Here is a 20977-nt window from a genome sequence, read left to right on the forward strand (position 1 = left end):
ACCTCGCATACGTTGGAGCAACTGCAAGGCGCCACCATACACATTCGGTCACTTCTGGACCTGCCGCTTGCATTTCGGAAACTAGGATATTTCATGCTACGCTCCGAAAAGGATGGGCAGCCCGAGGAAGCAAAATGGTCGCGTCTGATTCCTTTTGACCTCGATGGCCTGCGCTGTAGATCGGCTCCCTGGGAGAGAATGGGTTGGGCCGGATGCCGCTACAATCCGGCGGGTTCCGCCGACAGTTCCTCGAGGGCGAAGCCAAAGCTTTCGCAGCCGCGGCTCGCATGCGTGAGGTAGCGGCCAAAAACCCTCATCAGATAGATCGAGCCGAACTCCTCATATCCCATCCGCGAGACCGACTTGAGCGAGTCGAAATTGTTCGACTCGACGTAGGAGATCAGTCCCCTGTATCCCTTACCGAGATAGTGTTGCAGAGCCAGCGTCATCCCAATCGCGTGGAGCCGCTGCCCGCGATAGCGAGCATGCGTGAATCCCTTGTACATATAGACGTAGTCGCGGTTGAAGCGCAGCAGCAGATCCGGAGGATCGATGCGCGTCGGGCGAAACGAATACCAGCCGTAAGAGGCGAGCTGATTGCCGTCACAGATGCCGTAGCACTCGTCGCCTTTTGCCAACGCCTCCTCTATGAAGCTCTCCGACATCCCGTTTTCGGGGTTAAGGGCGAACTCGCGAAGCCTCTTCGCGGTAAGGAAGCTCGGTCGGTAAGGCTCGGGGCATTGCGTAAACTCCAGATTGACCCGCCCTATCGTCACCGCTCGTAGAATCTTGAATACTGTAAAGCAGTTTATCCCTTTCACCGCGAGATCGTGCAGTTCCTGGGTAAACCCGCAGCGCCCGCCGAACGGAAAAACGGAAACAGTCCCTGTTGTATCCATATGTTGCACTTCCCTGTCAACTAATGAACCCGTCAAGGATGTCGAAAATCGAGTCTGAGTTCAACACCGAGCCGGAACCGGGCTACGGCGGCAAAACGGTGTGCTGAGGCCTTGGGCTCGGGCAAAATCGATTGCGGGGAAGGTAGTATTTCAAGAAACTTGTAAACATCACGCCTGACTAATGAGCAAACCCTCCCGTCAATTCATGCATCGACTCACCACCACGAACCACAGCCGCGACAGCGCCGGCCTCACCTATGTTTACCCGGTCATTTCCCGGCGCTCCGGCGGGTTATCCATAGGCATCAATCTCAACCCCAACAATGCCTGCAACTGGCGTTGCGTCTACTGCCAGGTGCCGAATCTCGCCCGCGGCGCCGCTCCCGACATTGATGAAGACTGTCTGCGAGAAGAGCTGCTCGAACTCTTGAACGACATCTTGCTCGGCGATTTCTACGAACGGTTTCAGATACCGAACGAACAGCGCGCCATCAAGGACATCGCCATCTCGGGAAACGGCGAACCGACCAGCTGCAAGACCTTCGACCGGATCGTCGAGTGGATCGGCGCGGTTTGCGGCGAGTTCGGCCTGCTCGGCAAGATCAAGCTCGTGCTGATCAGCAACGGCAGCCTGATGCACAAGCCCGTCGTGCAGAAAGGCGTGAAACGCTGGGGCGAATTCGGGGGCGAAGTCTGGTTCAAAGTCGACAGCGCAACGGCCGAGGGCATGCTTCGGATCAACCAGGTCAATCTCGCCCCGGAGACCGTGCTCCGCAATCTGGAGATCAGCGCACGGCTTTGTCCCACCTGGATTCAAACCTGCCTATTCGCATTCGACGGCGAGCCACCTTCCGAAGCGGAACTGGACGCGTATCTGGATTTCTTGGCCGAGCTCAAACGGCGTAGCGTGCCGATCCGGGGCATCCTGCTCTACGGCCTCGCGCGGCCCTCGATGCAGGAGCAGGCGCCACGGCTCTCGGCTTTGCCTGAGGCATTTCTGGATCGAATCGCGGAGGCGATTCGAGCGCTCGACATGGCCGTCCGCGTGAACCGATGATTCGACCCGAAAGGACACTCTTTCCGCTGGCTCCCAAGCTCCCGCTTCGGAGTCTTATCCGAGAAACTCAAGCTTCTCAAAACCGCATGCGAATCGCGAAGCGGGAGCTTCTCGAACTGGGTTCCCAAACGGGAGTCTGGGAACCAGCGCAACTTCGCGGTGAGAAAGCACGGACGGTAGGATTCGGGGCACTTCGCAAACTCCCGATTGACCCGGCCGATCGCCACGGGCCGTAGAATCTTGAACACCGCAAAGAAATTTATTCCCCTCAGCGCGAAATCGTGCAGTTGCTATGTAAATCCGCCGCGACCGCCGAAAGGAAAAAGGGTAACGATCCCTGTCTCATCCATCTTCCTGACCTCCTTTTCAACTTAGGAATCCCCGCCGAGGATGTCGGAAATCGAGCCCGAGTTCACCAAGGCGGCGTCGGAAGCCCAAAACGATTGCGCAAATGGCCCGGACGGGGACAGGGCCTGATCAGGTCGCAACACTCTCCAAGACTGACGCCCACCGGCTCCGGCATCAAGCACATCCAGCACGAGAGACCTTCCGGTGCTTCGATGCCCCGCACCTTCCCGGACGCGGCGTGAGCTCGTGGCGAAACGGCTCACCCCCTTGGCGGTCTCGCCATACTCCGTCGCACCTAAAGATGAGGACGAGCTTATTGTGTCGACGGGCGCGATGTGGAATTGGACGCGACGATAAGGCTTAGCTGTCTCGCGGCTTCGCCGCCGATATCACGTTATTGAGACTCCCCGTTCTGCAATGGACACTTACGGTACTCCAGCGTACCGACCGAGCCACGGATCGAGGCTACTTTACATGAGGGACATGTCCACTTATGCCAAGGAGCTTTCAAAATTGAGAGCGGGTGTAGCTTCACAGGTTCGTAAGTCTTCCTGTGTCGTCGGTAATCGTTTACTTACCCAACTCTCCCATGGGGAGATCGAGCGTCTGACGCCCCATCTGGAGATTACCCGAATTTCGCCGAAAACCCCGCTTTGCACGCAAGCTTATCTGTATTTTCCAACAACCGCTCTTGTCTCATTTATTTATACCCTGGCCAGCGGTTCGACCGTAGAAATCGGCGTCATAGGCAACGATGGCGTCGTGGGTTTAAACACCTTCCTGGGGGGGACGGCGCCAGGCCAGGAAGTTTGCACACTCGCCGGGGACGCATTCCGAATCAAGCTTGCCTCGCTGCATGCTGAATATTGCCGCGGCGACCTACTCCAGCGCGTGCTGTTGCGCTATAGCCAAGCCTTTCTTGCTCAGGTTGCACAAGCCGCCGTGTGCAATCGTTTCCATTCCATGGAGCAACGCCTATGTCGCTGGTTGCTCCTGCGCCTCGACCGACTCTCGTCTAACGAGATAGCCGTGACGCAGGACGGCATTGCCAACATGCTGGGCGGCCGCCGGGCGACCGTCACCGTCGCTGCGGGCCATTTGCAGGAAATGGGACTGATTGTTTGCTACCGGGGCCGAATCACGGTTTTGGACCGGTCGGGCTTGGAAGCGGCCGTTTGTGAATGCTATTGGGCCGTCAACCAGGAAGCAAAATCGCGACGGGTTGGAAACGCCATCCGTCATTAAGGAGTCGGGAACGCCGGAACAATCGGCGCCCATTAGGGGGCGTGGCCCGGGCACTGCGGAAGGGGAGCGGCCGGTTGCTGCGGTAGCGCGGATACGCCAGTCCTGTTTAACCGTGCAGACAGGACTAACAGCATGCTTGCAGCGTCAAAATCATCCGTTCGATTCCAATTTTTTTTGCATTGGGTACGCCAGCGTACCGATATCTCGTTGCGGCCGAGTTAGTTTGTCAGCGCGTTCTGAAGATGCGCTGGACATTTCCTCTCCGGCGGAAGTTCAGCACCTCCAGGCTAACGCATTAGGCTCCGCCGCTAAAGGGCGCTTCGAGGGAGCTTAATTTATGGACCAAGCGCCGCAACATTTCGGAGGTTGATATGTGTACCTATGAGAATCGGACGGATGTGGCGAAGATCGAAAAACAGATTGACAGGTCTCTTCAAGACGAAGGGAAGGCAAAGGAGGTGTTGCGCGAAATTGCGCAGCTTTGCCTTGATACCAAGAGACAACCCGACTACATGTCGCAGTGGCTTTCTCTTTTGAGGAAGAAAGGAATAGACGCCAGAAAATTGGCGGGCAAGAACAATTATGTAGAAATATACCCGAGTGGAACGCACGGAAAAGGTAAAAGCGACAGGCTGCTATTCCAGGTGGAAGAAACGTGGGTAGAGGTCGTGGAAGCAGGTGAAAGCACCCATGGCGGCGCGTTGAAGCTGAGTGCCGTATCGACCATGTCCTTGGCTGAACTGGATCAAATCATCGCCGCCGGCCCCCACGCGGCTTTAGACGCAGTCCTCGCCACGGACCAATCGGCCTTCCAGGACTCGGATGGACTGATCTCGTTCGTAAACATGTCCAGCTCTTTCGTTACCAGCAACCCGGAATACAAAACCGGACGGGAGGTCTGCGACAAAGTTTCCAACTTCTTCGCGACCCTGCGAATCAAGGTTTTCGGCTATCTACAGAAGAACCCCGGCAAGGTTCTGCCGGGAGACAGCGTGCCGAAAACGCAGTGGGACGCCGCCGTGACCCACTATATGCAATTTCTGCTGACTCAGGCCGGCGGACTCACGAATTACAGGGTCACAACGGAAACTTACTCTGTAACTCAGGTCATCACCGAGTTCAGCACCTCGCTGATCAAGCTTCTATTCGACGCGGCTGCGGCTCCCGAGAGCATCGTGAGCGATGTCGTGAAGTTTGTGCAAGGAGTCGGACAATCCCTGCGGGCGAGTTGGGACGACAAGTCCAGGCATTATGCGACCGCCTTGCTCGGTCAATGTCACGAAGCGGTTCCCGTAGATGCTTCGGACCAGACCACCGTCTACTTCCCCAAGATCAAGTACTACTACATCTCGGTCGACTCCTCCCAGCATGCCTTCACGTCCAGTTGTGCAACGGTGGAGAAATTGACCTTCGACTTCAAGTACGAGTACTACGTCACCGGCTTGAAGGCATCGATATTGGACACGACCTCCGATGACTACAAGCAGTTCGTGGCGTTTCTGGACAAGGCACAAGCAGTGTCGTATCAAGACGCCAATAACAATCTCGATGCGATCCTGGATAACACGGTATCGGACGAACCGGCGACATCCCTGGAATTTTCCTCCGACCCGAGCGTGAACGTGTTCGGCGTTGACTTGACGGAATATCCCCGTGTTGCCATCAAGCCTCCCCGAACGATAGAGCGGGTATTGAACAGACACGCCCGAAGCGCATCGTAACCGGCGGGTTTCGTGAATCCGCTCTCGTATCGGAGCAATGTGCTTCTTTTAACCGCCGACCGACCGGGAAGGCTTGTTTCGCAAGAGATAGAACCCCTAGCGGGGTAGCCCTGCCCGGCGACTCGGCGAACGTCCGAGTTAGCGTTAAGCATCCCCGGCTTTGGCCCGGGCCATCATGGCACGTGCCTCAGCTGGGGACCTTGCCCACCATTGATTAGGAGGAAATGAGGTATGAATGCATCCTTCACACTGGCTACAAGTCGCCCGTACAGCTCTCTGTTACGGGAGGTGAGCATTCTGGGAAAGCTCTTCGCATCAAAGCAATTGGCCTTTGAGATGCAGGCGCAGACCGAATCCAACTGGTGTTGGGCCGCGACGGCAACAAGCGTGTCTCACTTTTATTGGCTCACGAGCACATGGACGCAGTGCCGCGTCGCGAGCAGCGAGTTGGGACGAAGCGATTGCTGCAACAGCACGGTCCCACCGGCGTGTAACGTTCCGTGGTATCTCGATCGGGCGCTGACGCGCACCGATAATTTTGTCAGTATGATGGGACAGGCCAGCTTTCAGCAGATACGCGATGAAATCGATGCCGGACGACCCGTCGGCGCGCGGGTTGGCTGGAACGGGGGTGGTGGCCACTTCATGGTGATCTGCGGCTATAGCCTTGTTGGCGGTGTCGAATACTTCGATATTGATGACCCGATCTACGGCAATAGCCATCTTGCCGTCTCGGAGTTCGCCAGTAACTACCAAGGCAGCGGAACTTGGACGCACACATACTTCACCAAGAGTTACTTCAAGATGCCGATTAAACTATTGATTCCCAAAGAACCAATTCTCCGCCGGATATGGGAAGCTCGACCGCTGTTGAGCTTGAAGCAAGATATGACGTTCACCGGGAACATGCGCGATGCCTTGCAGGAAGGACGTGCCTCCCTTGGAATGGCCCATCGCATCTATTCGGTCGGCTTGGATTCATTGGTCGCCGATCGAGCTCCGGCACCCCACGCGATCGGTATTCGTGTCTATGAAATATCCGGCGACACGCCACAGGCTTTCTTCGATGTCAGCGAAGAGGAACAACCACGCCTGCTGCAGATGTCCGCATCGAAGAACCATCTGGAACCCTTCGCGCGTGGCATGGCGGAAGCGCTGGCAACGGTTAAACAGATCGGCGAGGAATGTGAACTGAGAATGTTCCGTGTGCCTGCTCTCAATTTCGAGGCGCTATGGATTAATTGTGAAGATGAAACCAAGGACGTGCTCGTGCCCTTGCGCGCCGTCGGCCGATTGGCCTCTTGCAAGGCGGTGCCTCTGGACGACGCGTTCGATGCCCTGCGGGAGGCGGCACGTCCATTGGCGCAAATGGACGAGACGATGGGCGCCTGATCGCATGCGGTAAACGATCGCGGAAATCGCATTCGGTACATCGCTATCTCCGTAACCAAGCCGGGGCCTTCGCGGAATCCGTCCCAATTGATCGGTCGGCGACCCCAGCCTTCGATTATCGGGCCGTTTTCCCGTGGGCTCGTGGCTTTGCCGCATCAACTCGGCAAAGAGCGAATGATCGCCGGCGCCCTGCCCTTCACTATCCGGTCCGGAGCAGAAACTCTTCTCCAACGCCGAGCCGTTTCGGCGAAGAGTAAATCCATCTTTCGGTGCCGTCGTCGGCGATCGCCGAGGCGGCGCCGTCCTCTTCGAGGGTCGGGTAATACCGCTCCAGCTCCGGAGGCAGTTGCCACCAATAACCGAGGAGGGCGGCGAACTCCCGGCGGTTCCGGAAGGGATCGCGGACGGGATAGCTGCCGGATTCCGGGTGCAGCGGTACGGTGCCGTCTTTCACGGCCTGCCGGGCGATAGCCTCGACTGCGGCGGCATCGGGGCCGGACAATTCGCGACCGGTCAGCTAAAGGTCGATCTCGCCAAGCCAGAACATCTTCTGACGGAATCCGGAGTCGGTTATCGGCTGAAGATCTCGGCCGGTCGGCCCCGCTCCGGGGACGGCGAGAGCATTCTTCTGCTTATTGGAGGGCCCCCAGCGGGTCTGTCGGCAAGGGATTGCCGACCTACAAAACCGGGCCACCAAGTAGGTCGGGAATCCTTTCCCGACGGCTTCATCGGCAAGGGATTGCCGACCTACGACTCCCACGTGTCCCAAAAGCACCCCGGAATGACGAGGGAATCCCGGCAACCCCGCGAAATTGCCGGGTTTCGTTGCTCAAGCCAGACTACACATTTGGGCGGCTGGATATTCAACCCGCCAACTCCGAGTATCTCGCCAGAATATATGCCACGCACGCCGTCAGCTTCTTCGCATAGGGAATGTGCAGAAACTCGTTAGGCCCGTGGGCGTTGCTCTTGGGGCCCAGAACGCCGGTAATCAGGAATTGGGCTTCGGGGAATTGCTCGCCGAGCATGCCCATGAAGGGAATGCTGCCGCCCAGCCCCAGATAGGCCGCATCGTGGCCGTAGAAGGTTTGCGAGGCCTCGCTCGTGGCCCGCTCCAGCCAGGGCGCCAGGGCGGGGGCGTCCCAGCCGGTTCCGGCCTGCTCGAACTCGACGGAAATCTCGGCGCCGTAAGGCGGATCGGCGGTCAGCGCGCGACGGATGTCGTCCTGGGCCTTCAAGCTGTCCACCGTCGGCGGCAGGCGGAAGGACAGCTTGAAAGCGGTGTGCGCGCGCAGCACGTTGCCGGCCGATTGCAGCGGCGGCATGCCGCCCTGCCCGACTACCGAAAGCGTCGGACGCCAGGTACTGTTGAGCAGCAGTTCGGCCGGATCGTCGCTCACCGGACGGAGCGTCGGCACCGCGCTGAAACTTTCGAGCAGGCCGCCGCCCAGTATCGCCGCCGCCGCTTTCGCCTGCTCCCGGCGCTGAACCGGAATTTCGGCATGGAGCTCCGACAGGCGAATGCCGCCTGTTGCCGCGTCTTCCAGGCGCTCCAGCAACTGGCGCATGATCCGCATGGACGAAGGCACGATGCCGCTGGCAATGCCCGAATGGGCGGATTCGGTCAGCACCTTCACATCGATGATGCAGCTCACCAGGCCGCGCAGCGAGGTGGTCGACCAGAGGCGCTCGTAGTCGCCGGCCCCGGAATCGAGCGCGATCACCAGCTCCGGCTTGCCGATCAGATGGGCATAACGCTCGAGATAAGGCGGCAAATCGGGCGATCCGCTTTCTTCCGAGAACTCGATCAGAATCGCGATGCGAGGGCGCTTTCGCCCTTCCAGCGCTTTCAAGGCGGCAACCGCGGCAAACAGCGCATAACCGTCGTCCGCGCCGCCCCGCCCGTAGAGCTTGTCGTCCTTGAGTACCGGCGTCCACGGCCCGAAACCGTCGTGCCAGCCTTCCATTTCCGGCTGCTTGTCCAGATGGCCGTAGATCAGCACGGTTTTGTCCAGATTGCCCGGAATGTCCAGGAGCAGCAGCGGCGTCCGGCCGGGAATGCTGAGATCGTGCAGGGTCCAGCCCGGAACAGGATGCGCGTTCAGCCAGTCCACCGCCAGCCGGCGCACCCGTTCCATGTGGCCGTTCGCCTGCCAGTCAGGATCGAACGCAACCGACAGATTGGGGATCTTGATGTAATCGATGAGCGTCGGCAGGATCTCTCGGTCCCAAAATTCATCGATGGATTGCCGCAGTGCGTCAGGGTGAATGGTCATCGGTATGTCTTCTCGCAGGGTCGTCAATCGAAAAAGTCTGTCATAGCGGCAAACGGTCCGTCCACCAGGTGGCCAAGATGGACTGTACCCTTAGAGTCCCGCCTCGGCGCCGGTCAGCTTTCGCCAAAGCCAGCTGCTGGCTACCTCCGTGCCGAACAAAACATAATTCAGGACATTGAGATTGCGGAGTATCGACTGCTGGTCCGGAATGGCCGACGACAGCCCGGCAAACAGGATGCTGTCGCCCTCGCGCAGCATGAGCTCCGGCGCAGGAATCTCGATGTCCTCGGCGCTCCGCACCACCATCAACGGGATACAGGGCAGCTGCCGATTCCGGTCGACGGGATCGCGCATCAGGCTGTCCAAACCAATCGCCGAGCGGTGGATCATCTCCGCGACGGCCGGGGCCTGCCGAGAATCGAGGGTCACGCTCCAGACGGCGGGAACGAGCGTCCCGGTGACGGCGGAAATCCGGGCGATGACATCGTCGGCCCAGGCATCGTCCTTGCGCTTCACGATCGCGAGAAAGCGCGACAGCAGCGGCGTCGTCAGGATCGCCAGGCATTCGTGCGCGATGATTTCGCTCGGAACCACCGTGAAATCGGAATCGAAAGCCGTGAACAATTCGCGGTTTGCCTGCAAGTTTTGCCTGAGCACCACGAATAGATTGGGGTTGAGCTCGCGCGCCGTGACCACAATCGACAAGTTGTTGATGTCGTCGTCGGTACCGGCGACGATGCCCACCGCTCCGTTCACCCCGGCCTCGCACAGCGTCTCGGCGCGGGTGCCCACGCCGAGAACCCAGGGCAGAGCCGTTTCGCGGCTGGGCGGCTTCGGGTCGATCAGGGTTACGTCCAACTGTTCGTGCGTGATATGACGAACGATCGCCTGCCCGAATCGCCCGTAGCCGCACACCAGCCAATTCCCGCGAGGCGGCACCCGCTCGGCGGCCAGTTCCGTGCCCGGCAGCCCTGTCAGCCATTCGAGCAGTCGGTAGGAGCCGGGAGACCGTATCGCCAGCGCGAGATATTCCGCGAATTTCTCGAACGGATCGATGATGTGCCGAGTACCGAAGGATGCCATATTGGCGGCCACGTCGACCGTCGTCGCCCGGCACAATGCGGGAATCTCCGGATTCAACAGCCGTACCGCGATGGCGACGGCGAGATTGGCGGAGTCGTCGTTGGTGAGGGCGATGACGCCCACGCAGTTCGGGTGGATCAAGCCGGCCATGATCAAATTGTTCGGCAGCCGGGCATCTCCGGCCAGGCCTGGCGCATCGAATAGATAATCCTGCAAATCGAGTTCGTCGATACGCTCGGGATCGATGTCGATCACCACGAACGGGATGTTCAGATAATCCAGCGAACGGGCCAGCAACTGGCCGGTTTCCCCGTAACCGCAAATCAGATAGAAAGGTTCTCCCAGCCTTCTTACCGAACGGGCGAAGCGTTGTCCGGTCAGCGCCTGTTTGAAACCGCGGTCCTGAATCACGGCAAACAGTTTGCTGATGACGTAGGCCCAGCCGATCACGGACAGGAAAATGCAGAAAATGACCCACAGTCGCTGGGCATCGGTGAAGGTGTAGGGAATTTCGCCGAAGCCTATGGTCGTTGCCGTGTAACTGATGAAATAAAGCGCATGGAAGAAATCCATCCGCCAGGGATTTCCCTGCGCATCGACACCGGGAATCAGCACCAGCCCGCCCACCGAAATCGCAAAGATCCCGATCAAGAAGATCAGCGGCGCCCGCATGTGGCGGAGCGCGACAAAAAAGGCGGTGTTTATCGGGCTTGTATTCATCGGCGCAGCATTACCGTCTCGGCGATCAGCATCGTCACGGAAATGAGATTGGCGAGCATCGCACCGCCGGCAAGCGAAACCACGCTGGCCATGGCTCCGGGCGTCAGCCCCTCGGCCGACATATAAACCGCATAGCCCCAGTCCACGGCCGCGGCGATCAACTGAAGGTCGGCCACCAGGCTGGTGGCCAGATGAATCGCGCCGATCTGCGTGCGATCGCCGAATTTGAGCACGGTGGCTATCAGATTCACCACTATGGCGGCGAACAACTCGGAGACATGATGAAGATGAGGCTTGTCGATTTCGCCGACGAAGAAGCCAAAGTTGAGCGTGGCGGCGAGAACGATGAAGAAACCAAAGACGACTTTTTCCAGATTCATGCAACTCCTCTCAGTGAATAAGCGGATACGTCCGCACTCGGGGCATTCTCCTCAGGCTTAGGCCGCCGGATTCAACATATTCCCCTTATGCCAGGTTTGCAACGTGTGCGGCCGGGGTGATTCCAAGGGTAATGAAAAGCATTGCTCGCCGGTCACGAATCGCATGCAGTAACGGTTGACGGTTCGCGACCCGGTTGGCTATAACCTTCCAAAACCCGCGCAGGAGCCGCCATGACCGAGCGCTTCGTCCTCGATACCAGCGTTTTCACCAATCCCGACATCTACACCCAATTCGGCGTCGATTCGCCGAGCGCCATACTCGGCTTTCTCGAACTGGTCCGCCAGACGTCCGTCGAATGTTTCATGCCGCGCTCGGTGTACGACGAGCTCCGCCTCATGAAAAACATGGGCGAACTGCCGCCGGCTTTCGAGGCCAGCGTACGCATCCGCTCGCCGCGCAAGTTCAACTTGCAGATTCCCGCCCAGATCGTTTACGAACTCATCGAAGAAGTGCGCAAGCGCATCGACCGCGGCCAGCACATCGCCGAGGAATACGCCAAGGCCGCCCGGGAAACCGGCGAAATCCAGGACGCGGGACGGGTCATCAACCGGCTCAGGGAGCGTTACCGGGAAGCGCTGCGGCAGGGCATCATCGACAGCCGCGAAGACATGGACGTGCTGCTGCTGGCGTACGAATTGGACGGCGTCCTGATATCCGCCGACGAGGGACTTCGGAAATGGGCCGACAAGGTCGGCGTAAAAATCCTGATGCCGGAAAACCTCCGCAGCGTTCTGGAAACGCTAATCGAACACCACTTTCCCGGCCAGCCAGTCGCTCAATAGACCGTTCAGCGACGGATAGATGCGGTCGAACTCCAGTAGCCAGAATCCGCCCTCCGGCTTCAACTCCCGCTGGACGACCTGAACGTGGCCCGAGGCCCGTTTCAGATATTTGATCAAGCGGCGGGCGTTTTCCGGATCGCGGAAACGGCAGCGGAAGCGGTGGGAAACCCGGCCTTCGCTGCGGTGCTGCCGGATGGCTTCCTGCAAACCGTCCAGGAATGCCGCCCCGGCCCGCCGGTTCAAATCGTCGAATCCTTCCAGCTCCTGCTCGTCGACAAACAATGCCAGTCTCAGAATTCGGCTGGTGAAATACTCGGGCGACAAATCCAGAAGGCTGTAGACGCTGGTTCGGATGTCCGAAAGATTGGCGCTGCCGGTGACATGCTTGGTGCGCCGCTGGCGGGGCGAATCCTCCTTGAACACGGCGCCTTCGCGGCCTTCCTCGTCGAGTTGCTTCAGGATGTCCGAAATGGGTTTTATATCGCTGGTTTCGAAACGTCCGAAGATCTCGACCGACGGCAGGGCATACCGGCGGATCAGCTCCATTTTCTCGTCTTGAGACAGAAAGCGCGGGCTGTTCCGCCGCATCAGGTCGAACACGAACAGCCTCACGTCTTCCGAAATGAACGGCGGCGCGCTCTCTATATAGGGATTGTCCGGCCCCGCGACCTCGGCGCACAGCACCAAATCCGGCTGATCGTCGAAAATCGCTGTGTCCAGCAGATCGGGCAAGCGATCGGTGGTAAAGGGGCAAACGTAACCGCCGCGGGTCAGAGCGATGAGGCTATTCTGGATTCGGGTCACACGGATGTTGAAACCGTCGATTTTCTCCTCCATCCAGAAAGGACCGGAAAGTTGCTTCGCGAGCCCGGTTCGCAGCGCGAGCAGCCGTCCGATGGCCGGATAGCCGTAAACGGTTCCTTCGTCGAAGACGACGGTGCCGCGCGCAATGTCCTCGAAATCGTGAACGAATCGGACATGGCGCAAACCGCCGCTTTCGGCATCGGCTGCCTTGCCCGATTGCACGGCCTTTCGAATCCGTTCGGCGTCGATTGCGGGTTCTGAAATCACGAGTAATAAGCTCCGGGAGATCGATACCTTGAATAAATAGACCTCTGGGATGGCCGAGGCAACCCGTTTGAATCCGGCTCGCTTTATGAAAGCAATTGTCAAACGCCCCATTCCTGGACTAACGTGAGGAAATTAAATTCATTCTTCTGAAACACCATGTCCAAGACCGATTCTCGACCGTCGATTCAGACTCAAGTCAACGAAAGCATCCAGGAAGAAGCGCTCAAGGTCGCGAGGAGTATCCAGAAGCCGGGGCAGACCAAGGAACAAACCAAGCTGATCGCGCAAGGCATCGCCAAGGGCATCGAGCTTTACAAGAAACAGCAGAGCGCCAAGGCCCGGGAACGGGATAAAGCGCGCAAGAAAGCGATCAAACTCAAGCAGGCCGAGTCAACCGGCCAACAGCGGGAGGAGGATGAAACGGATTTCGCGTGGGACCTCGCTGAATCGGGTATCAGCGGAATGCTGCTCCTCGGCGGAGGAGTCTTCGCCGTTATGGCCGGCATCCTCGCCGTTTCGCTGGTCGCCGGATGGCCGGCCAGCCTTGGTCCTTTTACCCTGCCCGTCTGGTCGTCCCTGGTCGCCGCCATGGCGTTTGCCGGGTTTTCCGGGTGGTTCTTCTATAAGGCCGTTACACTGAATCACGGTCAATGAAACTGCTGACACTCCTGTCCACCCTATTTCTCGCGGGATGCGCCGGCATCCCCAAAGGCGTTTCGCCCGTTCAGGGCTTTGAACTGAGCCGGTATCTCGGCGCCTGGTACGAAATCGCGCGCCTCGACCACTCGTTCGAACGGGGCCTGACCCGCGTCACCGCGACTTATGGCCTTCGGGAGGACGGCGGCATAAAGGTGGTCAACCGGGGCTTCGACTCCCGAAAGCAGGAATGGCGGGAAGCGACAGGCAAAGCCTATTTCGTGGAAAGTCCGGACATCGGCCGGCTGAAGGTTTCGTTTTTCGGGCCCTTTTACGGCGGCTATAACATTATCGATCTGGACAAGGAGAACTACTCCTATGCCCTCGTTTCCGGCCCCACCCGATCGTATTTGTGGATATTGGCGAGAGAGAAGACACTGGAATCCTCTGTACTACACCACCTGGTCACGAAAGCCGAAGCGCTCGGATTTGCAACCGATCGTCTGATCTACGTCGACCACAGCGAGAAGTAACCAGCATATCCGCCAATCGGCCAAGTCAACGATCGGTCATACAGCCGGCTCAGGCGGCCCGGACGTCCGCTTGCCTGACAAGTCTTTTTGGGATATATACCCTTCCGCCACGTTCCTTCTTCCGAAGGAAACCGCTGGTTCTTCTCAACGGTAATCGAAGGAAACTCAGGGAGGGTATCGATGAAGTCTCAAAAATCCATCTCGCGCATTGCGATTTCCATGGCTTCCGCTTTGATCCTTTATAGTGGTCATGGTTGGGCCGGCACCACAGACATGACTGAGGGCGTTCAAGGCTCCAACACCTCGAATACCGGCGTAATGATCTACAAGATGGGACGGATCGTCGACGATTCCGATTTCGTGGATGTCACTTCCCAGATACCGGCGCTAGGCGGAACGGTGTTGAAGGGCAATCCGACCATCAAGATGCGGTTCGACGCGCCGCCTCCTCCGGACGACACTACCGTGCACGGGGTTTTCGAGCAGATCGGACAAGCCAGGATCCGGATCGTCTTCCCGTTCGACGAGCACATGCAAGTCATTCACGGGGTGCTCAAAATCACAGATTCAGCGGGAACAATCACTTATCTGACACCCGGCGACTCGTATTTCATCGCGCAAGGAAGCGAAGTCTTGTGGGAAACCCTGACGCCGCTTTTTCAGAAATCCTTCCATGACTATACCCATCACTGAGCCATTCCGGTGACGGATCATTACCAACCCATCAGCTGTGATTTCCACGACGAACTGGAAACGCTCGCGGTGAGACGCCGTACGTGCCCGATCACTTATCGGGACGCGTCCGGCGATCCCGTTACCGTCGAGGACCGAATCGAGGATATTTACGCCAGGGACAAGGAGGAATTCCTGAAGTTGAAGAGCGGGTTGGAGATTCGCTTGGACCGCCTGATCGAAGTCGATGGAAAGCGGCTGAGAGCCGATTAGAGGGACAGGCGTCGGCGAAGGATGCCGGCCTCGAGTTGGACGGAAAACACGATTACGCCTCATGTTTCCGGCGTAGGCGTAGGATGGGTAGAGCGAAGCGAAACCCATCGATGGTGGGTAGAACGAAGCGAAGCCCACCGGCTCCGCGGCCTTGCCTGGTGGGTTACGGCGCGCGGAAACACAGAGGGAACTTTGCGGACTCGGCGTGATGCGCGCCTAACCCACCCTACAACGCTACAACGCCATCGTTTTCCGGTGTGGCGGGATATTGTTGACAGACAAATCCCGGCGGCTACTCGATCAAGAAATCCCGCATCATGCCCATGTCCTCGTGTTCGAGGTTATGGCAGTGATACATGAACACGCCCTTGAAGTGGTGGAACGGCTTGATCATGCGCACGGTCTCGCCAGGCATAACCAACACGGTATCCTTCCAGCCGCTACTGACCAAACCGTCTTTTACCGTCGCATAGCTGTCCGCTCTCTCGACGGCTACGGTGCGGCTGATGATCTGGAATTGGTCGCCGTGCAGGTGGATGGGGTGCGCCATGGAAAACATCATCCCCATGCCACCCCTCATGCCCATACCGCCCATGCCCTGCCCTTCTGGCTGAGCATCGCTTCCGTGGCCGCCCATCATTCCCATCATGCGGCCTCGCATACCGTGGCCCATGCCGTGTCCGCCGCCGCTAGTATGGAAAATTTCCATGAGCTGCACGGTATCGAGCGGAATCCGCTCGAACGGCTGAATATAGTCGAAGGCATAGGAGCGGCCGTTGAGCAGCATCGCCATCGGAGACTCAGAAATGGCGATCGGCACGGGCTTGCTGGGGTTGGCGACATCGTCCAGCGTATAGCGGTCGATCTTCGACAGCCGGCTCGGCAGCTTCGGGCTCTCGCCGGTCTCGCGGGTGACGCGGATCTTGAACAGGGGATAATCGCTGCCGACGGGCAAGGCCATGGCGCCCATCATGCCCATTCCTCCCATCATGCCGCCCATGCCTCCCCTTCCGCCGCGCCCCCCCATGTGCTCGGCCATCATCGGCAGCACGCCGGAGAACGGCAGGCTGCGCATCGTCAACTCAGTGCCCTTGGGCCGGCCGCTGAAATCCGCCCAGACATCGAGGCGCTCCCCGGGTGCCAGCATCACGTAAGGGAAAGTTTCCGGGGACTCCAGGAGTCCGCCGTCGACGCCGATCACGGTCACCGGCGTGCCGTCGCTCCAGCCGAGTTTGTAAATACGGGCATTGGAGCCGTTGAGGAAACGGAAACGGTAGGCGCGGCTGGCCACTTCGAACTCGGCATTCGGCTGGCCGTTGACCAGGATGCGGTCGCCGTAGAATCCCATCATGCGATCGTGCATGTGCGGACCGTAAATCAACTGGTTTTGGGCATTGAACCGGCGGTCCTGAAGGACAATGGGTATCTCGTACTCGCCGGAAGGCAATTCGAGTCTCGCCTCCTCTTCGTCGTTTATGATCAAGCCGCCGGCAAGACCGTAGTACACCTGCTTCGCGGTAATTTCGTGCGGATGCGGATGATAGATATTGAGGCTCGCCCGGTTGATCACTTCGAATTCATACACGAAGGTCTCGCCCGGATCGATGATGTACATCGGATGGCCATCCATCAGCGCGGGGACGTGGAGTCCGTGCCAATGGGTGATAGTGGGTTCCATCAGGTCGTTGCGGAAATGAATGCGGACTTTCTGGCCCTTTTGCAAGCGGATGATCGGTCCGAGATAGCAACTGGGCAGCTCGGTCAGCGTATCCTTCGGGCCACTCAGCAACTTGGCGGTATAGTGCTGCACCCGGGTCGCCTGTCCCGGCAGAATGGATATGGAGCCCTGGCGGGCAGCCAATTCGATCTCGACATCGGGCTTGAAGGCGGGAGACGCCCGATTGGGCGTCAATTTGGGCATGCCGTGCATCTCCATGGCACGCACCCATGCCGGCATGCTCGCTGCGGCTAATAAACCGACACCGGTTTGAAAAATGAAGCGGCGGCGCGAACGATCGACTGGATCTTGCATAAGCTCTCCTCGAATCTGTCGTTATGGTCGCAGACGGCTCAGCCGCATCTTTTGGGGTTGTTCACCTCGACCGGCGAGCGCCTGGAATAAATAGATCTCTTCCTCCTGGAAACCGAATGATCGCGCAGTCCTGCCGACCGGTACTATGATACGCCTAGGACAGGAGCGACAGCATAATAATTCAATGATTTTCTTATGGACAGATTGCCGCAGCCCCGTCTTGAAAGACGGATTTCGCCGATCCGTAGCCAGAATTTTTGAACCTCGCGATATCTCGGCGAGCCTGAATCACGCAACGACTTTGCAAAACGTTTGTCGGTAATTTCTATGGAGAGCAAACGGCGAAGATCTTTCATCCACCACGTGCAGAGAAACATTCTCGCGGGGCTGGTCGTCCTTACCCCGATACTGCTCACCTGGCTCGTTTTCGACTTCATCCTGGCAAAGCTGATCGCCTTCGGGCGACCTTGGATACCGGCCTTGTATAGAGCCATTTATACATTTTCTCCCAAGCTGGCGGATTTGATGCTCAACGGCTGGATCGATTCGGTGCTCGCCCTGCTGATCACCCTCGTCTTGCTCTTCATGCTGGGCTGGCTGACGAGCCGGGTGGTCGGTCGGCAGATTCTGATCGGGTTTGAATTGTTGCTGGAAAAAATCCCGGTACTGAAAGCCATCTACGGCTCCACCAAGCGGCTGCTACTCGCCTTTCAAGCGCAACCGGAGCAGATCCAAAGGGTCGTGCTGATCAATTATCCCACCGAGAAAATGCGGGCCGTGGCCTTTGTGACACGCATCGTCCGGGATACCGAAACCGGCGAGGAACTGGCGGTGGTTTATATGCCCACCGCTCCGAATCCGACGTCCGGTTATATGGAAATCGTGCCCTTTTCCCAGGTGACGCCCACCGATTGGACCGTGGAAGAAGGCATGCAATTCGTCATATCGTGCGGGACCAGCACCCGCGAGCATGTCGGCTTTTCGGACGCCCAACGCCGCGGACAAGACGGCAGCGAAATGCCGATGAAAGAACCAACTAGTCGATCGGGGTGAGATTTGCGCGTTCCGATGCTTTATCCCGCCCGAAACTGTCAAAGAGTTTATCGACGGCCGGACCAACCGAACGGAGCATTACCATGGGAGCACGAACAGCTTTGCGCCTCGGGCGCGTGGCAGGCATCGAAATCCTGGTTGACTGGAGCCTGCTGATCATCTTCTCGCTCATTACCTTAAGTCTCGGGGCCGGCTTGTTTCCGGCTTGGCATCCGGACTGGGGCCCGCTGCTGATTTGGGGAACCGCAATCGCCGCGGCCTTGCTGTTCTTCGGGTCGGTGCTTTTGCATGAACTTTCCCATGCCATAGTTGGCCGAGCCAACGGTATTCCGATTCCGCGCATTACCTTGTTCATGTTCGGCGGGATGGCGCATATGGAGAAAGAACCTCCCTCATGGCGCGCCGAGTTGTACATGGCAGCCGTGGGGCCGATCACCAGCCTCGTGCTCGGATTCGTTTTTCTGGGACTGGCCAAGATGGTTATCGGTCCCATGGAGATCGATCCCGACAACCCGCAGCAATCGTTCGCGACTTTGGGGCCTACCGTCAGCCTGCTCATGTGGCTGGGCCCCATCAACATCATTCTCGGCCTGTTCAATCTGGTTCCCGGCTTTCCGCTCGACGGCGGGCGGATTCTTCGTGCCGCGCTGTGGGGCGCGACCGGCGATTTGCTCACCGCTACGCGCCGCGCCTCGGCGGTCGGGCAAGGGTTTGCCTGGGTGTTGATGGGGTCCGGCTTTCTCATGATCCTGGGATTGCGCGTACCGATATTCGGGGCCGGTTTCATCAATGGCTTGTGGCTCGCCTTGATCGGCTGGTTCCTCAACAATGCGGCCGTCATGAGCTACCGCCAGTTGCTCGTTCACCAATGGCTCGAGGACGTGCCCGTCCTGCGCATCATGCACACCCGGTTCGAGCGGGTGGCGCCGCAGTTATCTCTTCAGGCATTGGTGGACGAACACCTGATGCCGAGCGGACAACGCGCTTTTCCGGTCGAGGAGCGCGGCCAGTTCATCGGAATGATCTGCCTTCGCGATCTGCCGAAGCGCCCGCGCGACGCGTGGAGGACCACGACTGTCGGCGACATCATGACGCCGAGACACGAATTGGTGACTCTTTCTCCCGAGCAGGACGCAGCCGCCGCGCTGGACCTTTTCGGCAAGCGTGACGTGAATCAGCTGCCGGTGCTGAAAAACGGGCAGCTCCTCGGATTCGTCCGGCGCGAAGATATTTTGAAATGGCTATCGCTTCATGCCGGCCTGACTGTCACTGAAGGCGGCCGGCCTGCTTCGCGGCCTCTCGGCTGACGGAAACCGCCCATCGGCGGGCAAGGCTCGGGATTTACTGTCTGCGAACCGGTTCGGCTGCAAGCCGGGACCCGAGGGCGTGGTAATACCCTTTCAGCAGCAGCGGCGCGAAGATGGTGGTGAAGGCGATGACGATGATCAAGGCGGCATAGATCTCGTTGCTCAAGATGTTCGATGTCCGCCCCAGCTCGGCAAAGATGAGCCCTACCTCGCCGCGCGGAATCATCGCCAGCCCGACGGCAAAACGAGTCACCCAGCGTTCGCTGATGAACAGCGCGCTGAACAGCTTGCCCGCTATTGCGGTACCGATCAGGGATAGCGAAAACACCCAAATGAAGGGGGACGTCCAATCGATGGTTCGGAGATTCAGCGATAGCCCGACCATCACGAAGAAAATCGGCACGAACAGATAAATGATGGGGCGCATCTGATTGTCGATGCGCTCGGCGAATTCGGTACCGGCATGCACGGCCAGACCGAACGGCAGGAAAAATCTCCGGGAAAGGGCGAGTCCTGCCGCAAATCCCCCGAGAAGTTCGGGCGCGCCGATCTCGTGGGATAGCCAGGCGAAAAAAAGGACCAAGGACACAACGGTCGTGGGAATCAGTCCCGGCGTCTGGCTGAACTCGTCGAAGCGCCTGATCTCCAGCGATATGAGCTTGGCGAAAATCGGAGCCAGCAGGAAGAATACGGCGATGAACAGCAGCACCCGGCCGGCGTTCATATAACTGATACCGCCGCCGATGGAAAACTCATAAAGAATCGCGAGCAGCACCACCCCCAGAATGTCGTCGATTACTGCGGCCCCTAGCACCAGTTGAGCTTCGTGAGAGTGCCTCTGATGCAGGTCGGTCAAAACCCGTATCGTGATGCCGATGCTGGTGGCGGTCAGGGTTCCGCCGATGAAAAGGGATTCGAGCAACGGGCGTTCGAAGACTTCATAGCTCACCAAGAAGCCGAATGCGAACGGCAAGGCGAAGCCGCTGACCGCCACGATCGAGGATTTGAAGCCGGCGCGCGCCAACTGGCGGATGTCGGTTTCGAGCCCCGCTTCGAACAACAGCAAAATGATACCGATCTCGGCCAGCATGCGGATGGTCTGGCTCGGTTCGATCCAGCCCAGCACCGTAGGCCCCAAAACGACTCCGGCCATGAGTTCTCCGACCACCGGGGGCACCCGCGCCAGCGCCGCCAGCTCGGCGAACATGCGCGCGCTCAAGAGAATGATCAGAAGATTGAGGAAGAATCCGTGTACCGGGTATTCCATAGGACATATTCTCCCGATGTGGCGATTCGGCGAACTCGTATGGGGAAACGCCTAGAGAACCGGAAAAACGTATCGTCGGTCAAGTCCCGCACGCTTTCAATCATCGTTCTCTGGACTCAGCATGATACCGGCTTAATGTACCACTAGCGTGACAACCACCTTGCACAGC

General features: G+C 58.6%; 19 protein-coding genes. 11 read left to right on the forward strand and 8 right to left on the reverse strand.

Annotated features, from left to right (window positions below; all coding sequences use genetic code 11):
- Window positions 1–218 precede the first annotated feature (218 nt).
- Window positions 219–899 carry a hypothetical protein gene (locus tag ACR2R1_RS09360; protein ID WP_434113798.1) on the reverse strand — a complete coding sequence of 227 codons (681 nt, stop codon included), beginning with the start codon at window positions 897–899 and terminating at the stop codon, window positions 219–221.
- A 181-nt stretch (window positions 900–1080) separates the two neighbouring features.
- Between ACR2R1_RS09360 and ACR2R1_RS09365 the strand changes: the two genes are divergently transcribed.
- From ACR2R1_RS09365 to ACR2R1_RS09380, 4 genes are all read left to right on the forward strand, one after another.
- Window positions 1081–1956, forward strand: coding sequence for a radical SAM protein (locus ACR2R1_RS09365; RefSeq protein WP_434113801.1), 876 nt, complete (start codon window positions 1081–1083; stop codon window positions 1954–1956).
- A gap of 831 nt (window positions 1957–2787) precedes the next feature.
- Window positions 2788–3549, forward strand: a complete 762-nt coding sequence (locus tag ACR2R1_RS09370) for a Crp/Fnr family transcriptional regulator (protein ID WP_434113804.1) — start codon at window positions 2788–2790, stop codon at window positions 3547–3549.
- A 371-nt stretch (window positions 3550–3920) separates the two neighbouring features.
- A complete protein-coding gene (locus ACR2R1_RS09375; RefSeq protein ID WP_168183827.1) occupies window positions 3921–5270 on the forward strand; it encodes a hypothetical protein in 1350 nt (449 codons plus the stop codon).
- Window positions 5271–5501: 231 nt separating this feature from the next.
- Window positions 5502–6662, forward strand: coding sequence for a papain-like cysteine protease family protein (locus ACR2R1_RS09380; RefSeq protein ID WP_434113807.1), 1161 nt, complete (start codon window positions 5502–5504; stop codon window positions 6660–6662).
- A 199-nt stretch (window positions 6663–6861) separates the two neighbouring features.
- Here the strand turns inward: ACR2R1_RS09380 and ACR2R1_RS09385 are convergent, their stop codons facing one another.
- The 4 genes from ACR2R1_RS09385 to ACR2R1_RS09400 form a co-directional block, all read right to left on the reverse strand.
- Window positions 6862–7164, reverse strand: a complete 303-nt coding sequence (locus tag ACR2R1_RS09385) for a hypothetical protein (protein ID WP_156880697.1) — start codon at window positions 7162–7164, stop codon at window positions 6862–6864.
- Between the two features lie 361 nt (window positions 7165–7525).
- Entirely contained in the window at window positions 7526–8938 is a 1413-nt protein-coding gene (locus tag ACR2R1_RS09390) for a M20/M25/M40 family metallo-hydrolase (protein WP_434113810.1), read from the reverse strand.
- 90 nt (window positions 8939–9028) lie between these two features.
- On the reverse strand, window positions 9029–10741 hold the full coding sequence (locus tag ACR2R1_RS09395) for a potassium channel family protein (protein ID WP_434113813.1): 1713 nt from the start codon (window positions 10739–10741) through the stop codon (window positions 9029–9031).
- Entirely contained in the window at window positions 10738–11121 is a 384-nt protein-coding gene (locus tag ACR2R1_RS09400; protein ID WP_077729431.1) for a DUF6394 family protein, read from the reverse strand. Before ACR2R1_RS09400 ends, ACR2R1_RS09395 begins: the two co-directional genes overlap by 4 nt.
- A 231-nt stretch (window positions 11122–11352) precedes the next feature.
- On the opposite strand from ACR2R1_RS09400, the gene ACR2R1_RS09405 reads away from it, so the two are divergent.
- Window positions 11353–11964: an RNA ligase partner protein gene (locus ACR2R1_RS09405; RefSeq protein WP_077729430.1), complete on the forward strand. Its 612-nt coding sequence runs from the start codon at window positions 11353–11355 to the stop codon at window positions 11962–11964.
- On the opposite strand, the gene ACR2R1_RS09410 is transcribed toward ACR2R1_RS09405, so the two are convergent.
- Complete coding sequence (locus ACR2R1_RS09410; protein ID WP_434113817.1) at window positions 11923–13035, reverse strand: RNA ligase; 1113 nt, start codon at window positions 13033–13035, stop codon at window positions 11923–11925. The two genes, ACR2R1_RS09405 and ACR2R1_RS09410, sit on opposite strands and share 42 nt — an antisense overlap.
- Before the next feature lie 156 nt (window positions 13036–13191).
- Here ACR2R1_RS09410 and ACR2R1_RS09415 point away from each other — a divergent pair, with 156 nt between their 5' ends.
- The 4 genes from ACR2R1_RS09415 to ACR2R1_RS09430 all read left to right on the forward strand — a co-directional run bounded on the left by ACR2R1_RS09415 (window position 13192) and on the right by ACR2R1_RS09430 (window position 15149).
- Entirely contained in the window at window positions 13192–13689 is a 498-nt protein-coding gene (locus tag ACR2R1_RS09415) for a DUF2956 family protein (RefSeq protein WP_434113820.1), read from the forward strand.
- On the forward strand, window positions 13686–14204 hold the full coding sequence (locus tag ACR2R1_RS09420) for a lipocalin family protein (RefSeq protein WP_434113823.1): 519 nt from the start codon (window positions 13686–13688) through the stop codon (window positions 14202–14204). Before ACR2R1_RS09415 ends, ACR2R1_RS09420 begins: the two co-directional genes overlap by 4 nt.
- A 180-nt stretch (window positions 14205–14384) precedes the next feature.
- Entirely contained in the window at window positions 14385–14897 is a 513-nt protein-coding gene (locus tag ACR2R1_RS09425) for a cupin domain-containing protein (RefSeq protein ID WP_086134295.1), read from the forward strand.
- Between the two features lie 9 nt (window positions 14898–14906).
- Entirely contained in the window at window positions 14907–15149 is a 243-nt protein-coding gene (locus ACR2R1_RS09430) for a hypothetical protein (RefSeq protein WP_077729424.1), read from the forward strand.
- Between the two features lie 292 nt (window positions 15150–15441).
- Here the strand turns inward: ACR2R1_RS09430 and ACR2R1_RS09435 are convergent, their stop codons facing one another.
- The gene (locus ACR2R1_RS09435) at window positions 15442–17181 is read right to left on the reverse strand and encodes a multicopper oxidase family protein (protein ID WP_434113827.1); all 1740 of its coding nucleotides are present in this window, start codon (window positions 17179–17181) and stop codon (window positions 15442–15444) included.
- 327 nt (window positions 17182–17508) lie between these two features.
- Here ACR2R1_RS09435 and ACR2R1_RS09440 point away from each other — a divergent pair, with 327 nt between their 5' ends.
- The gene (locus ACR2R1_RS09440) at window positions 17509–18234 is read left to right on the forward strand and encodes a DUF502 domain-containing protein (protein ID WP_434113830.1); all 726 of its coding nucleotides are present in this window, start codon (window positions 17509–17511) and stop codon (window positions 18232–18234) included.
- An 83-nt stretch (window positions 18235–18317) separates the two neighbouring features.
- On the forward strand, window positions 18318–19541 hold the full coding sequence (locus tag ACR2R1_RS09445) for a site-2 protease family protein (RefSeq protein WP_077729420.1): 1224 nt from the start codon (window positions 18318–18320) through the stop codon (window positions 19539–19541).
- 34 nt (window positions 19542–19575) lie between these two features.
- Here ACR2R1_RS09445 and ACR2R1_RS09450 read toward each other — a convergent pair whose 3' ends face one another.
- Window positions 19576–20808, reverse strand: coding sequence for a cation:proton antiporter (locus ACR2R1_RS09450; protein ID WP_086134292.1), 1233 nt, complete (start codon window positions 20806–20808; stop codon window positions 19576–19578).
- Window positions 20809–20977 lie beyond the last annotated feature (169 nt).

Source organism: Methylocaldum sp. GT1TLB, from assembly GCF_051027445.1.
GTDB lineage: Bacteria > Pseudomonadota > Gammaproteobacteria > Methylococcales > Methylococcaceae > Methylocaldum.

Coding starts and splice junctions, on each gene's coding strand:
- ACR2R1_RS09360 (WP_434113798.1), bottom strand. CDS start 899: ATGGATACAACAGGGACTGTTTCCGTTTTTCCGTTCGGCGGGCGCTGC.
- ACR2R1_RS09365 (WP_434113801.1), top strand. CDS start 1,081: ATGAGCAAACCCTCCCGTCAATTCATGCATCGACTCACCACCACGAAC.
- ACR2R1_RS09370 (WP_434113804.1), top strand. CDS start 2,788: ATGTCCACTTATGCCAAGGAGCTTTCAAAATTGAGAGCGGGTGTAGCT.
- ACR2R1_RS09375 (WP_168183827.1), top strand. CDS start 3,921: ATGTGTACCTATGAGAATCGGACGGATGTGGCGAAGATCGAAAAACAG.
- ACR2R1_RS09380 (WP_434113807.1), top strand. CDS start 5,502: ATGAATGCATCCTTCACACTGGCTACAAGTCGCCCGTACAGCTCTCTG.
- ACR2R1_RS09390 (WP_434113810.1), bottom strand. CDS start 8,938: ATGACCATTCACCCTGACGCACTGCGGCAATCCATCGATGAATTTTGG.
- ACR2R1_RS09395 (WP_434113813.1), bottom strand. CDS start 10,741: ATGAATACAAGCCCGATAAACACCGCCTTTTTTGTCGCGCTCCGCCAC.
- ACR2R1_RS09400 (WP_077729431.1), bottom strand. CDS start 11,121: ATGAATCTGGAAAAAGTCGTCTTTGGTTTCTTCATCGTTCTCGCCGCC.
- ACR2R1_RS09405 (WP_077729430.1), top strand. CDS start 11,353: ATGACCGAGCGCTTCGTCCTCGATACCAGCGTTTTCACCAATCCCGAC.
- ACR2R1_RS09415 (WP_434113820.1), top strand. CDS start 13,192: ATGTCCAAGACCGATTCTCGACCGTCGATTCAGACTCAAGTCAACGAA.
- ACR2R1_RS09420 (WP_434113823.1), top strand. CDS start 13,686: ATGAAACTGCTGACACTCCTGTCCACCCTATTTCTCGCGGGATGCGCC.
- ACR2R1_RS09425 (WP_086134295.1), top strand. CDS start 14,385: ATGAAGTCTCAAAAATCCATCTCGCGCATTGCGATTTCCATGGCTTCC.
- ACR2R1_RS09435 (WP_434113827.1), bottom strand. CDS start 17,181: ATGCAAGATCCAGTCGATCGTTCGCGCCGCCGCTTCATTTTTCAAACC.
- ACR2R1_RS09440 (WP_434113830.1), top strand. CDS start 17,509: ATGGAGAGCAAACGGCGAAGATCTTTCATCCACCACGTGCAGAGAAAC.
- ACR2R1_RS09445 (WP_077729420.1), top strand. CDS start 18,318: ATGGGAGCACGAACAGCTTTGCGCCTCGGGCGCGTGGCAGGCATCGAA.
- ACR2R1_RS09450 (WP_086134292.1), bottom strand. CDS start 20,808: ATGGAATACCCGGTACACGGATTCTTCCTCAATCTTCTGATCATTCTC.